Source organism: Polynucleobacter arcticus (assembly GCF_013307205.1).
Classification (GTDB): domain Bacteria; phylum Pseudomonadota; class Gammaproteobacteria; order Burkholderiales; family Burkholderiaceae; genus Polynucleobacter; species Polynucleobacter arcticus.
Genome location: NZ_CP028940.1, coordinates 1,805,795 through 1,820,621 on the forward strand (window position 1 = coordinate 1,805,795; position 14,827 = coordinate 1,820,621).

The 14,827-nt window shown below is 47.3% G+C and carries 11 protein-coding genes; 9 read left to right on the forward strand and 2 right to left on the reverse strand.

Annotated elements, in window-relative coordinates; genetic code table 11:
• Positions 1–68 precede the first annotated feature (68 nt).
• The 4 genes from DN92_RS09145 to DN92_RS09160 are packed head-to-tail and all read left to right on the forward strand — an operon-like array spanning position 69 to position 7,736.
• On the forward strand, positions 69–4,226 hold the full coding sequence (locus DN92_RS09145) for a YhdP family protein (RefSeq protein WP_217426022.1): 4,158 nt from the start codon (positions 69–71) through the stop codon (positions 4,224–4,226).
• 18 nt (positions 4,227–4,244) lie between these two features.
• The gene (locus DN92_RS09150; RefSeq protein ID WP_173960942.1) at positions 4,245–5,078 is read left to right on the forward strand and encodes a carbon-nitrogen hydrolase family protein; all 834 of its coding nucleotides are present in this window, start codon (positions 4,245–4,247) and stop codon (positions 5,076–5,078) included.
• Positions 5,079–5,101: 23 nt separating this feature from the next.
• Positions 5,102–6,592, forward strand: coding sequence for a metalloprotease TldD (tldD, locus tag DN92_RS09155; protein WP_254598386.1), 1,491 nt, complete (start codon positions 5,102–5,104; stop codon positions 6,590–6,592).
• Positions 6,593–6,611: 19 nt separating this feature from the next.
• The gene (locus DN92_RS09160; protein WP_173960943.1) at positions 6,612–7,736 is read left to right on the forward strand and encodes a 3-deoxy-7-phosphoheptulonate synthase; all 1,125 of its coding nucleotides are present in this window, start codon (positions 6,612–6,614) and stop codon (positions 7,734–7,736) included.
• A gap of 46 nt (positions 7,737–7,782) precedes the next feature.
• Here DN92_RS09160 and DN92_RS09165 read toward each other — a convergent pair whose 3' ends face one another.
• Positions 7,783–8,352, reverse strand: coding sequence for a cob(I)yrinic acid a,c-diamide adenosyltransferase (locus DN92_RS09165; protein WP_173960944.1), 570 nt, complete (start codon positions 8,350–8,352; stop codon positions 7,783–7,785).
• A gap of 27 nt (positions 8,353–8,379) precedes the next feature.
• On the opposite strand from DN92_RS09165, the gene DN92_RS09170 reads away from it, so the two are divergent.
• The 5 genes from DN92_RS09170 to proC are packed head-to-tail and all read left to right on the forward strand — an operon-like array spanning position 8,380 to position 13,916.
• Entirely contained in the window at positions 8,380–9,885 is a 1,506-nt protein-coding gene (locus tag DN92_RS09170; RefSeq protein ID WP_173960945.1) for an FAD-linked oxidase C-terminal domain-containing protein, read from the forward strand.
• Positions 9,885–11,036, forward strand: a complete 1,152-nt coding sequence (glcE, locus tag DN92_RS09175; protein ID WP_173960946.1) for a glycolate oxidase subunit GlcE — start codon at positions 9,885–9,887, stop codon at positions 11,034–11,036. Before DN92_RS09170 ends, glcE begins: the two co-directional genes overlap by 1 nt.
• A 20-nt stretch (positions 11,037–11,056) precedes the next feature.
• On the forward strand, positions 11,057–12,334 hold the full coding sequence (gene glcF, locus DN92_RS09180; RefSeq protein WP_173960947.1) for a glycolate oxidase subunit GlcF: 1,278 nt from the start codon (positions 11,057–11,059) through the stop codon (positions 12,332–12,334).
• On the forward strand, positions 12,334–13,059 hold the full coding sequence (locus DN92_RS09185) for a YggS family pyridoxal phosphate-dependent enzyme (protein WP_173960948.1): 726 nt from the start codon (positions 12,334–12,336) through the stop codon (positions 13,057–13,059). The genes glcF and DN92_RS09185 overlap by 1 nt, the downstream gene beginning before the upstream one ends.
• On the forward strand, positions 13,056–13,916 hold the full coding sequence (proC, locus tag DN92_RS09190; RefSeq protein WP_173960949.1) for a pyrroline-5-carboxylate reductase: 861 nt from the start codon (positions 13,056–13,058) through the stop codon (positions 13,914–13,916). Before DN92_RS09185 ends, proC begins: the two co-directional genes overlap by 4 nt.
• A 7-nt stretch (positions 13,917–13,923) precedes the next feature.
• Here proC and ubiA read toward each other — a convergent pair whose 3' ends face one another.
• Entirely contained in the window at positions 13,924–14,781 is an 858-nt protein-coding gene (gene ubiA / locus DN92_RS09195; protein ID WP_173960950.1) for a 4-hydroxybenzoate octaprenyltransferase, read from the reverse strand.
• Between the last annotated feature and the right edge of the window lie 46 nt (positions 14,782–14,827).

Here is a 14,827-nt window from a genome sequence, read left to right on the forward strand (position 1 = left end):
TAATCTGACTCCAGGCTAAAACCCCAGAACCTTGGCTATCGCCCAAAGGCTGACGGATAATAGAAGCCATGCTGAGAAACATTATCCGGACCCGCCTGCAAAGCGTGCTTCAAAAACGTCCTTCAGGGTCTGGTGGTCTTTGGCGTAAGCGTGCCTTGATTTTGGCCGGCATTACTGTAGCTGTTTTTATATTCGGTCATCTTGGGGTACGTTTTATTTTATGGCCACAGATTGAGAAATCAAAACCCACCTTAGAGCGCTTAATGAGTGCTCGCCTAGGAACCAATGTCACGATGGATGAGGTCCAAGTTTCCTGGACAGGCATTCGCCCAAGCTTCGTCATCGAGGGCTTAAGATTCAGTAACTCCAATACCTCCCCTAGCCCATTGCTTATTCAAAATATTAGCGGGCAACTCAGTTGGCTTTCCTTCTATTATTTGACTCCCTATTTTCACGAGATTACTTTAGATCAGATGCAGCTATACGCGCAACGTGATGTAAAAGGCGGGATCTCGATAGCAGGAATTCCCATTCATAGCTCTGGTAATGATTTTTCTACCGAGAATTGGTTACTCGCTCAAAACGACATACACATTAACAACGCCAAAATATTTTGGGAGGATCAGAAAAGTCGAAAGTTAAAAACTTCCATTGATATTCAAGAGCTACATTTAAGCAATGGCATTCGCAACCATAAAGCAAAATTGCTTGCACAAACTCCTTGGAGCCCAGGTCCAATAAAAGTCCAAGCTAACTTTGTGCATCATCTCGCTGGACAAGCAGGCAATTGGCGCGATTGGATCGGCACCTTCTCGTGGGACATCACTGATTTCAACCTAAGTCAAATAGCGAAAGATATTTCCATTCCGCTAAATGACTTGGCCGGCAAGCTCAGCTCAAAAGGAAATTTAAAGCTGGATGGTGGCAAGGCTGATGGTGGTCAGATGTCTTTAACAGCCGATCGCCTAGTGATTCAGCTCAACAAAGATGAGGATCCCATTGAGTTTGGCAGGCTGGAAACTAATCTCGTACAGGATACCGATGGTGGACTCAACTCCATTACTACCAAAACATTGGCATGGCGCAGTATCGACAGCCCCGCTAGCGCACCACTTGAAAATTTAAGTCCAATTACCTTCCGCTGGCGCACACCAAAAGATGGTGGTGAGCTCAAGGAGTTCGGCTTCTCATCGCCAAAAATACAGGTAGAAGATATTGCGCTCTTCGCACTCAACCTCCCTCTGCCGAAAAAAATTCACCAATGGATCAAGATCGCTGATCCAGATGGAGAGCTACAGAATATGGAAATCAATTGGTCTGAAAGTTCATCTGCTTTAGCTGCCCTCCCAATAGCGGGAAATTGGTTTTCTGCCAATAAATTGGATTTCACAATCAGCGCGAATCTCAAGGGGATTAGCTTCACTAGAATCGATCAATCTATGCCCTCGGTGTCCAATTTATCTGGAAACCTTACTAGCAATCAAAAGCAAGGGAATTTCACGCTAGATTCAAGCAATCTTGAATTAGAGATGAGTGATTTTTTGTCCGCCTCTCAAATTCCATTGGATCGCGCAAAAGGTGATATCAATTGGTCTAAGCAAAAAGGCGGGTGGCTGATCAATGCCAAGAAAATGCAGCTTAGCAACCCCGAAATCACTACCAATTTTGATCTGAGCTATCTCATTAGCCCATCCAAGCAACCCGATCAGATGACACTCGATATGGAGATTGTTAGAGCTAAATTAGCCACTGCCCATCGCTACCTACCAGTCGGGATGGATAAAGATAGTCGCCTCTATTTGAGTAAAGCCTTTAATTCCGGGGATATTCAAAATGGCGTTTTGCATATTAAGGGCGATCCGAATCAAGCTCCATATCCTGCTGGAACCATTGGGGAGCTCAGCTTGCACCTGCCATTCTCTAAGGCTACTTTTAAGCCAGCGCCATTACTGCCAAGCAACCAAGGTGTTTGGCAGGCATTTAGTAATGTCAGTGGCATTATCGATATGAAGCAATCCGCTTTAACTGTTGATATTGATAAGGCAAGCTTTAAGAAAGTCATGCTGACCAATATCAAGTCGCAAGTCCCTAATCTCAGCGCTAAACAGCCGACCTTACTAATTAATGGTGCGGTAGACGGTGAGGCAGCTGAGATTCTGGAATATCTCGTTGCCTCCCCAGTGGGATTGCAACAATCGAATTTAGCCAAAAATCTTTCTCTGACTGGTCCAGTCAGCATAGACCTTGGATTAAAAATTCCGCTCTCTGGAAATGATGACGTCAATGTAGATGCCAAATTAACACTGCCAGGTAACAAGGCTCAATGGGGAGAAGTCCCTCCACTGGAAAATCTAAAAGGCAATATACGCATTACGGAAATCAACCCTGAATTTCAAAACATTACTGCAAATTTTTTGGGGGGAGCACTCAAGATATCCAGTGCGCAGTCCACATCGGGAAGCTCGAGCTTTCGTATCGACGGGAACATGAACGCTAGTTTCATTAAAGATTACATTGCAGGCAATCAGAATTCTCGGGTAAATCCTGCTTTGCTATCCGCCATGAGTGGATCAGCAAAATATGAGGGGCTCATCAGTTTTAATAAATTCGGCAGCCAAACAAATCTGAAGTTTGATTTACGTAATTGGGCAAGTTCTGCGCCCGCGCCAGCTAAGAAATTGGCCGGTAGCGCTATGCTCGGTGAACTGAATGTCAAGACTTATCCCGTCAGTAAATCCAATTCCATCCGTGCAGATTGGTCTGGTAAGTTGGGAGATCAATACTTCATCCAAGGAAATCTGGATGCTGCCAATGACATTAGAAACAGCTTAGGCGTTGGATCCTCAGGCCCACTACCTCAGCAAGGTCTTGCACTGAACCTGGTAGGCAACGAACTCAACCTAGATCAATGGATAGCCTTTTTAGGCACTGGAAAACCCACAAGCAAAGTTGGCGAACCTAAAAAAACCGGCACCCCCGAAGCTGAGATTCAAGTCTCCGCTCAACTCAAGAGGCTGATTGCCCTTGATCGTGAGTGGACTGATGTCACGCTCAATTCCCAGCAAAAAAATGCTGTCTGGCAAATTCGTTTGAATTCACCCCAAATTGCAGGTCAAGTGCAATGGCACCCGAGCAGCAACGATCAGCCAAGTGGCCTCATTGCCGGAAGACTTGCACGTCTGAAAGTACCCGATCAACTTACTTCTACAGATTCATCATCCAAGGAGCTTGCTACACCAAAACCAAGTGCCCTTAAGACCCCCGTTAGCCCGAATGACATTCCCAGTTTAGACTTAGTAATTGATGATTTAAATTGGACTAAGGCGCAACTGGGCGCAACGAAGATCAAGTCCAAAACTACTCGCGATCTTTTAAAAGTGGAGTCTGTTCAAATCAGCAATCCCCAAGGAAATTCCACAATTCAGGGGCAATGGATCGCTCGCACTCAGAGTAGTACAGATAAAAGTTCTTTCACAGCGGATATGAATATCAAGGATGCAGGACAAATCATTTCCCATTGGAGTAATGCGAAGTCTGTAGAAGGCGGGGAAGGAAAGCTGAAGGCTGCATTGTCGTGGTCTGGACCGCTCTTTTCTCCTGACTATGACTCACTTGCAGGCAATGTCAGCATCAACCTTGCCAAAGGGCGATTGCTCGAAGTCAATACAGATGGCGCAAAATTATTGGACGTTCTGAGTTTGCAGAGTTTGCTTAGATTCGCAACGCTGGATCTGAAGGGCAGCCTCGGCAATTTAGCCACCAAGGGAACACCATTCAATACTATTAATAGTAACTTCGAGATCACACAAGGTACCGCACAAACTCAGGAATTTACGATGATTCTCGATCAAGCCAGGGTAGCAATGACTGGTCAAATTAATGTTCCAAAAGAAACGCAAGATTTACGGGTCACCATCTTCCCTACTATTGATGCAACTGCAGGCTCGCTAGCTGCTTTTGCAATTAATCCCATTATTGGTCTTGGGGCACTAGTGGGGCAGTACCTCATCACCAACCAAATTAATCGCACAATGCAAACAGACTATTTGATACAGGGCTCTTGGGAGAATCCAGAAGTAATACCGCTTGATCAAAAAGGCCAACCGCTTGATGCTAAAACCTTGAATACGATCCGCACAAAAAATCTACTGAAAGAGCAAATCAAGCCGAACTTGCCAAATTCTGGGCCTATGGCTCCATCCCCCAATTCGAATACATCCCCCTAAATTCCGGCTAAAGCCATCATGAATGATTTGGTAAATTCTTCACAACTCCACATTGCGTCGATACAAATGGTATCGACTCCCGATCTTGAGGAGAATCTTGCGGCTGCCGAACGCTTGATTAAGACGGCCACTGACAGCGGGTCTCAGCTCGCAGTGCTGCCAGAATATTTTTGCCTCATGGGACTGAAAGATACTGACAAAGTGCACATGCGTGAGGCTCCTGGATCAGGCCCTATACAAGAGCGCCTTGCTGCAATCGCACAAGAAAATAACATCTATTTAGTCGCCGGCTCCATTCCTCTAGAGGCTTTAGAAGCCAACAAAGTTCTCAATACCTCCCTCGTGTTTAATCCCCAAGGCAAGCAGATTGCTCGATACGATAAGGTTCATTTATTTGGCTTCCAAACTGAAACTGAGCGTTACGAAGAATCTGAAACTATAGCGCCCGGCAATCAACCAGGCGAATTCCAGATTACTGTCAACGGATTAGATTGGCGCTTTGGTTTAAGTATTTGCTACGACCTGCGCTTTCCAGAGTTCTATCGCTCACTTGGCGAAGTAGATTGCCATATCATTCCTGCCGCATTTACTTACACGACCGGCAAGGACCATTGGGAAATCCTGCTGCGCGCCCGGGCTATTGAAAATCAATGCTACGTTTTATCTTCGGCGCAAGGTGGAGCTCACATCAATCAACGGCGGACTTGGGGTGAAAGTATGCTGATTGACCCTTGGGGACAGATATTAGCCAATCTCCCGCAGGGTGAGGGATTGATTGCGGGCACCCTAAGCAAAGATAAATTAAAAGAGGTACGCTCTAAGCTACCCGCACTAAAACACCGCAAGCTTTAATGAAGAAAGTTCAGCAGATCAAGATGAAAGTACCTGAAGCATTATTTCCAAGTGATTGGACTAAGCCCAAAAAACAGGCTGACCTTCTCAAGCTAGCAAAATCTATCCTGCTTGAACCAACCGGTTTATCTGAGCAGGATTTACATCGCACCTTTGGCAATATGTTTACGCACCAACTCGATGATGCGGACCTCTATTTTCAACATACCCGTAGCGAGAGCTGGAGCCTTGAAGAGGGTATTGTTAAGTCCGGAAGCTTCAACATCGATCAAGGTGTCGGTGTTCGTGCGATCTATGGCGATAAAACCGCCTTTGCTTACTCGGATGAAATTAATTTAGAGGCTTTGAATAAGGCCGCTAAGTCAACACGAGTGATTGGCCCTCAAGGGGGTAGACGGGCTATTGCCAGCAAAACCTTTACACCCGTGTCTAATGGTCTTTATTCCGATTTAAACCCCTTAGATTCTCTTGCGCCTCAAGAAAAAATTGCATTGCTGGAAAGTATTGAGCGTCGTGCAAAAGCACGAGATCCACGCATCATTCAGGTAATGGCCAGCCTAGCAGGTGAATTTGATGTTGTCCTCGTAGTACGCGCAGATGGTTTATTGGCTGCCGATGTACGCCCATTGGTGCGGGTATCGGTACATGTGATTGCCGAGCAAAATGGTCGTCGCGAATCTGGGTCTTCAGGTGGTGGCGCACGCCATGACTATCACTTTTTCAATACCGAATTGATCAACCAATATGTTGATGAAGCTGTCGATGGGGCACTCATTAATTTAGACTCTCGCCCTGCCCCAGCTGGCCCTATGACAGTTGTAATGGGTCCAGGATGGCCTGGCGTATTGCTTCATGAAGCGGTTGGTCATGGCCTAGAGGGAGACTTTAATCGCAAAGGCTCCTCTGCTTTTGCTGGTTGTATTGGTCAACGTGTCGCCGCAAAGGGCGTCACCGTAGTGGATGATGGCACGCTGTCTGGTCGTCGTGGCTCGCTCAATATCGATGATGAAGGGACGCCCACCCAGTGCACCACACTGATTGAGGATGGAATTTTGAAGGGCTATATTCAAGATAGTCTCAATGCCCGCCTCATGAATATGCCCCTCACCGGCAATGGTCGGCGTGAGAGTTTTGCCTCCCTGCCAATGCCCCGCATGACCAACACTTATATGCTGGCCGGCAAAGATGATCCTCAAGAAATCGTTGCCAGTATTAAACGCGGACTTTATGCCGTGAATTTTGGCGGCGGTCAGGTGGACATTACCAGTGGAAAATTTGTGTTTTCTGCCTCAGAGGCTTATTGGGTTGAAAACGGCAAAATTCAATATCCCGTTAAGGGCGCCACCATCATTGGTAGCGGTCCTGAGTCCTTAAAACAGGTCTCTATGATCGGAAATGACCTTAAATTAGATGGTGGGATCGGGGTTTGCGGTAAAGAAGGTCAAAGCGTTCCGGTAGGCGTTGGACAGCCTACTTTACGTATCGACAGCTTGACTGTCGGAGGAACCGCTTAATACGGCTTAAAATAGTCCGATGAGCCAACAAAACACCATTCCCGCCAACTGGTATGCTGCCGTCGATAAAACGTCAGAGACAGATGATCAACGCATTCATAACATTACTGTTCTGCCACCACCAGAGCATTTGATTCGCTTCTTCCCAATTTCGGGAACACCCACGGAAGCGCTTATCAGTAAAACGCGTAAAAAGATTCGCGACATCATTCATGGAAAAGATGATCGCCTCCTTGTCATCATCGGGCCTTGCTCCATTCATGATCCCCGTGCAGCCGTAGAGTACTGCCAGCGATTACTCGCCGAGCGTGATCGCTTTTCGGGCGAACTTGAAATTGTGATGCGTGTCTATTTTGAAAAGCCACGCACTACAGTGGGCTGGAAGGGTTTGATTAATGACCCCTATTTAGATGAGAGCTATCGCATTGAAGAAGGATTGCGCATCGCCCGTCAAGTACTGATGGAAATTAATCGTTTGGGCATGCCTGCAGGTAGCGAGTTCTTGGATGTGATTTCTCCGCAATATATTGCTGACCTCATTTCCTGGGGCGCCATCGGAGCTCGTACTACAGAGAGTCAGGTTCACCGTGAACTCGCGTCAGGCCTATCTGCTCCCATTGGTTTTAAGAACGGCACTGATGGCAATATCAAAATTGCAACTGATGCGATTCAAGCGGCAAGCCGTCCACATCACTTCTTGTCAGTGCATAAGAATGGTCAAGTTTCTATCGTGGAAACGAAGGGTAACAAAGATTGCCACGTGATTTTGCGCGGCGGCAAAGAGCCAAATTATGAGGCCCAGTACGTTCAAGCAGCTTGCGCTGAGCTTGATGCAGCAAAGCTTCCAGCCAGCTTGATGGTTGACCTGTCGCATGCGAACTCCAGCAAAAAACATGAACGTCAAATTGTGGTGGCAGAAAATATTGCTGAGCAAATTGAATCAGGTTCACATCAAATATTTGGCGTCATGATTGAAAGTCACCTGAATGATGGCGCGCAAAAATTCTCGCCTGGAAAAGATGATCCTAGCAAGCTAGAGTACGGCAAGAGTATTACTGATGCCTGTATTAACTGGGAAGATTCAGTCAATGTACTGCAGCGTCTGGCATTAGCCGTGAAGAATCGCAGAAAATCTAAGAAATAGAAAGTTCGCCTTAAACGTGCTTTAATTTTCTGAAAAAGAGACTAATTTATTTAGTCTCTTTTTTTTCATGCTTCCAAAGAATATCCTGACCACCTGCCTCACGATTGAGGACGCGGGCTAAAACAAATAAGAGGTCAGATAAGCGATTGACATACTGACGCGGAGCGTCATACAAGGGCTCTTCCCAACCCAAACGCACGATTGACCTCTCGGCGCGTCTGCAAACGGTGCGACAGACATGAGCTTGTGCAGCGGCGCGCGTTCCCCCAGGCAGAATAAATTCAGTCAAAGGTGGCAAGGTGGCATTGTATTTTTCTAGCCAAACATCCAGCTGGGCTACATGCTCTGGTTTAAGCAGGGTGTAATTCGGAATACAGAGTTCCCCGCCTAAATCAAATAAATCGTGCTGCACTTGCAAAAATAGGGCTTTGAACTCATCAGCAATGCCTTCCGGGATGGATTCAGTCATTAAAACCCCAATCTCGGAGTTCAATTCATCGACATCCCCCATGGCGCAGATGCGCAAATGGTCCTTTTCCACTCGGCTGCCATCGCCGAGCCCGGTCATGCCGGCATCACCAGTTCTAGTGGCTATTTTTGAAAGTCGATTTCCCATGAAACTAATTATAGGTAAATGGCTAAAATGATTCCTATGAATATGGTTATCCCACCCCCCGAGCTTGCGGCCATTACCGCCCTTCAATCCAAATTGGTTTCAGCCTTGCGCCCAATTCTTCCTGAGCATGCCTTGCTTTGGGAGCCTGAGGACACGATTCCTTATGAATGTGACGGCCTAGCAGCCTATCGGCGCATGCCATTAGCAGTCGCCCTTCCCGAGACTGAAGAGCAGGTTGCTCGAATACTTAAGATTTGCTTTAACATGCAAGTCCCCATCGTCCCACGAGGATCTGGGACCGGGCTTTCAGGCGGCGCAATGCCGATGTCCCAAGGTCTAGTACTTTCGCTAGCCAAGCTGAAGAAAATCATCAGCATTGACCCTTTTACCCGCACTGCAGTTGTCCAACCAGGGGTACGTAATCTTGCTATATCTGAGGCAGTCGCCCACCTTGGCTTGTACTATGCCCCAGACCCATCCTCTCAGATTGCCTGCTCTATTGGCGGTAATGTCAATGAAAACTCTGGTGGCGTACATTGCCTTAAATATGGCCTCACTCTTCACAATGTCTTAAAGGTTCGTGGCATTTTGATGAGTGGTGAGATTGTGGAGTTTGGTAGTCTTGCCCCAGACTCTCCAGGGCTTGATTTATTAGCCGTCGTAATGGGTAGTGAAGGCATGCTTGCGGTGGTGACTGAAGTTACCGTCAAATTAATTGCTAAACCAAAGTTGGCACGCGTCATCATGGCGAGCTTTGACGATATAGAAAAAGGTGCTGATGCAGTTGCCGCCATCATTGCCGCTGGAATTATTCCTGCTGGCCTCGAGATGATGGATAAAGCGACTACCCGAGCCGTAGAAGAATTTGTTCATGCAGGATATGACCTCGATGCTGAGACCATTCTTCTTTGTGAGTCCGACGGCACGCCTGAAGAGGTTGCTGAAGAAATTGAGCGCATGACTAAAGTGCTTGAACAAGCAGGCGCTAGCGGTATTCAGATTTCTCAAAATGAAGCGGAGCGGCTGAAATTTTGGAGTGGCCGAAAGAATGCTTTCCCTGCTGCCGGACGATTGGCGCCTGATTACTATTGTATGGACGGTACTATTCCACGCAGAAATATTGGCACTTTGCTTAGACGTATTCAGGGTATGGAAAAGAAATATGGTCTCGCTTGCTTGAATGTATTTCATGCGGGCGATGGCAATATGCATCCATTGATTTTATTTAATGGCGCCGACCAAGAAGAGTGGCATCGCGCTGAAGAATTTGGCACTGAAATTCTAGAAGCCTGTGTTGAGCTTGATGGCACGATCACTGGTGAGCATGGTGTTGGGATTGAAAAGATTAACTCCATGTGCGTTCAGTTTGGTGAAGGCGAACGTGAGTCCTTCTGGGGCGTAAAAGCTGCCTTTGATCCAGAGAAATTGCTCAACCCGGATAAGGCTATTCCCACTTTAAATCGTTGTGCCGAGTATGGACGCATGCGTATCAGTGGCGGCAGCGTACCGCACCCAGAATTAGAGCGCTTTTGATGTCGAGCCTCCAGTCTAGCTCGGCCATCGATTTATTTCGTGAGCAAATCCTTGCTGCCTCAAAAAATAAAACACCTCTTTCAATTCAGGGTGGCGGTACCAAGTCTTGGTATGGCAATGCCAATACATTTACCAAGTTAGAGACACGCTCCTACTCCGGAATCTTAGAATACCAACCTGAAGAGTTGGTGATTACGGCTTGTGCCGGTACACCTTTAAAAGAAATTGAAGCGGTGCTCGCCGAAAAGAATCAAGTTTTAGCTTTTGAGCCCCCACATTTTGGTGATGGTGCAACTTTTGGAGGCGCAATTGCTGCTGGACTCGCGGGTCCGGGTCGCATTAGCGCTGGCAACTTACGCGACTTTGTACTGGGCGCGCGCATTCTGGATGGTAAAGGCCAAGACTTATCCTTTGGTGGCAAGGTGATGAAAAACGTTGCAGGCTATGACGTCTCACGTTTACTGCCCGGCTCAATGGGAACCTTATCACTCCTACTCGAAGCTTCCGTAAAAGTACTGCCTCGACCAGCTGCAACAACTACTTTACGTTGTCCCATTACTCAGGCACGTGCCCTGCAACTCACCAATGAGTGGGCTGGACAGCCCCTGCCTTTGTCAGCCAGCTGCTGGATTGGAAGCTCAACAGGTGGTGACGGTGAACTCACTATTCGACTAGCTGGCGCAGCTGCCGCTGTTAAGGCAGCGATCCCCCTGATGGGTGCCGCCGTCAATGTAGTCGAGTTAGATCCAAGTGTTGCAGATGCATTCTGGAGTAACTTGCGCGAGCATGAGCTGCCGGCTTTTCAGAACCTCAATAACAATGACACCCTGTATCGCTTAGCATTGCCCGCAGTATGTGGTCCACTTGCGATTCCCAATATGAATGATCAGCTGGTTTTGGAATGGCACGGTCAGCAACGTTGGTTTACAGCATCGGGTGATGATGTAACGTTCGCAACCGTCAAAACGCTAGCTAATGCGAATGGTGGACATGCCACACGCTTTAAGCAAGGCGCCCATGTTGATCCCAATCAGCAACGCTTCACCCTATTGAGCGAACAAGCGCATTCAGTAGCGCTAGAGGCTGTACAAGCGCGCCTCAAAGCCTCTTTTGATCCAGCTGGTGTATTTGCAACTTCACGCCTTCCTTAAGCACCTCTTTTAGCAATCCTATGCAAACACAACTCGCCCCCCAATTTGCCAATACCGCTGACGGTATTGAAGCTGCCAGAATTCTTGGTAAATGTGTGCACTGTGGTTTTTGTACTGCTACCTGCCCCACTTACCAAATTCTGGGTGATGAATTAGATGGCCCACGTGGTCGTATCTATCTCATTAAACAAATGGCGGAGGGTCAAGCGCCGACAGAGAAAACACGATTGCATTTAGATCGTTGCCTCACCTGCCGCAATTGTGAAAGCACTTGTCCTAGCGGTGTGCAATACGGCAATTTGATTGATATTGGTCGCAAGTGGGCAGAAGAAAATACTCCCGAGCGCCCTATTGGTCAGCGCCTGACACGCTGGGCACTGAAAGAAGGCTTAACGAGTCCTAAGCTATTTAACTCAGCAATGGCAATTGGCCGCCTCGTTCGTCCACTCATGCCAACTGGTATTCAGCGCAAGATCCCCGAGGCTAAAAATAAGGCTCTCACCAGTAACACCGATCCTTATGCAAGACCACAAGCTACCCACGCTCGCAAGATGTTATTACTAGAAGGTTGCGTTCAACCTAGCATGCTACCGAACGTGAACTCAGCTACTGCACGTGTTTTAGATGCACTCAAAATTCAGTTAATTAGTGCTCCCAATGCCACTTGCTGTGGCGCGTTGCGCTACCACTTAAATGATCAAACTGGTGGCATAGAAAATGCCAAACAGAATATCGATGCCTGGTGGCCACAGCTTGAGCAAGGTATTGAAGCCATCGTGATGACTGCTTCCGGCTGTGGGGTGATGGTCAAGGACTATGGACATCTATTAGCAAATGATCCGCTATATGCCCTCAAGGCAAAAACCATTTCCGAGCTAACCAAAGATATTTCCGAAATATTGCCAATGCTTCAGAGCGAACTTGTCGCCTTGGTGGGGGTGGATCCCAAGCCTGGCGTTGTATACCATCCGCCCTGCACACTTCAACATGGCCAACAAATTCGCGGGAAGGTGGAGAGTCTTTTAGCGAGTATTGGCATTGGTGTTCGCCTCTGTGCCGATAGTCACCTCTGCTGCGGCTCTGCAGGCACCTACTCGGTAACCCAACCTGAGTTATCCGAACAATTACGTAAAAACAAATTGGGGCACCTTCAAGCTGCTTGCGAAGAATCTGGCGCCCAAGTCATTGTTTCTGGAAATATTGGCTGCATTACACACCTTCAGCAAGATGACACGCCAGTACTCCATTGGATTGAAATCGTTGATCAACTAATTCACCAACAAAGCCAAACCAAATAATGAGTCAAATTACCATCAATCTTATGCAAGTAAGACAACGGCTTGAGTTAGCAGCGCTAGCAGCAAAACGTGAGCCAGAGGATATTCAATTACTCGCTGTCAGCAAAACTTTTTTACCTAGAGCGGTTGAAGAGGCAATGCACGCGGGGCAAACCGTCTTTGGCGAAAACTATGTCCAAGAGGGTGTCGAGAAAATTCAGCAGCTCGCCAAATTACGCCCCTGGCTAGAATGGCATTTCATTGGCCCGCTGCAAAGCAACAAAACTCGAGAGGTAGCAGAACATTTTGATTGGGTTCACAGTATTGATCGACTCAAAATTGCAGAGCGATTATCTAGTCAGCGCGGTGAGTTTCCAGATTTAGGTGTGTTGCAGGTTTGTATTCAAATCAACGTTAGCGAAGAAAATAGTAAGAGTGGCATCTCGTTCGAAGAAGTCGAGTCGCTTTGCAACGCCATCACTAAGTTACCCAACCTTTCTCTACGTGGACTCATGGCCATTCCTGCACCAAGCGATGATGTCAATCAGCAGCGTCGCTCATTTGCAGCAGTACGAGAGTGCTTCGCTGGGATAAAGGCGAAACATGCAAGCGATGTCGGGTACGATTTTTTCGATACCCTCTCGATGGGAATGTCCGATGATATGGAAGCGGCAATAGCGGAAGGCAGCACCATGGTACGTATAGGCAGCGCAATCTTTGGGAAGCGCGATAAGATAAAAGCATGAGCATACAAAAAATCAATCAAGATGCCCACGTCACTTTTATTGGTGGCGGAAACATGGGTCGCGCTTTGATTAGCGGATTACTAGCAAATAGCTTTGAGGCGAATCAACTGTCTTTAGTGGAAGCCAACGCCAGTACTGGCTTACAACTACACCAAGATTTTGGTGTGCAGATCATTAGCACTTTGGAGCAAATCGCTTTTGACTTTTCCAAGAACAATATTGTGGTCATGGCTATCAAACCCCAGGATTTTAATGTCGTAGCTAAATCTCTGAGCGCCAAACTCAAACATGCGACGGCGCCAGGCCCATTAATTCTGAGTATTGCTGCTGGTATTCGCCTGAAAGATATGAGCCGCTGGCTTGATCATGAACGCTGTGTTCGTGCCATGCCGAATACCCCAGCCCTGATCGGCAAAGGCATTACGGGGCTCTTTGCTGATGTAGCAGTCAATGCATCTGACCGCGCCCTAGCCGAAACGATTTGTAACGCTGTAGGTCAAACGGTCTGGGTAAATAAAGAAGAGCTCATGGATGCAGTGACGGCCGTTTCTGGGAGCGGGCCTGCCTACGTCTTTGCTTTCTTGGAAGCGATGCAATCGAGTGGCGAGAAGCTTGGACTTGATGCAGCTACCGCACGAAAGCTAGCCTATGCAACTTTAGAAGGCGCTACACAGCTTGCCCATAATTCAGATGAGCATGTAGGTATTTTGCGCGAACGAGTCACATCAAAAGGCGGTACAACCGCTGCAGCACTAGATATGCTTCAGCAACTTGATTGGCATGGCGCTCTCGAAAGAGCCATTGATGCCGCTAGTCAACGTGGCAAAGCGATGGGTGATGAACTAGGTAAGAGCTAACACCAAGTTAAGTGCGAGCTAGGCCCAAAAGGATTCCAAGAAAGAGAAACCCTCCCAGCCAATTATTGTGGCGGAAGGCTTGAAAGCAATTCTCACGTGTACGGGTCGATACCAATTTTAGGTGGTACGTTGCACAAGCTAGTGCTAAACCCCACCCAACCCAATAAGAATTACCAAGGTTTGCCAGGTGGGCAACCCAAGCCTGACATAGAAACAAGATGCCATAGCTGATGGCAATTGCGAGCACATCAAATCGGCCGAAGGTAATAGCTGAGGTTCGCAAACCTAAACGCATATCATCGTCTCGATCTACCATTGCATACGCAGTGTCATAGGCTATAGCCCAGAAGATATTGCCGATAAACAAAATCCATGCCTCTGTTGGAATGAAATCCAGCACTGCAGCATAGGCCATTGGGATTCCGAAGCCAAATGCAATCCCTAGAACTGCTTGTGGAATAGCAAAGAAACGTTTGGTGAAAGGATAGAGAATCGCCACTGCTAGGGCGAAGAAAGAAAGTTCCTTAGTGAGCCCATTTAAAGGCTGAATAAGTAGAAAGGCTAGTAGCGCCAAGATGGCTGCCACTGCTAGCGCCTCTTTTCCAGAAATCTTGCCACTCGTAATCGGCCGATCTTTAGTACGTAATACATGGCGGTCAAAGTCTTGATCTGCGTAATCATTAATTGCACAACCAGCACTGCGCATTAAAAAGGTTCCGAGGGTGAAAATAATCAGTAGATACCACTCAGGAAAGCCGCCACTAACCAACCAAAGTGCCCATAAGGTTGGCCATAGCAATAAGAGAGTACCAATAGGCTTATCGAGACGAATCAAATAGGCATAAGCAATAAGGCGATTGCGCATTAGATGAATATTCTTTTCTTATTTACAGTTGAGGTCATTGTGGAAT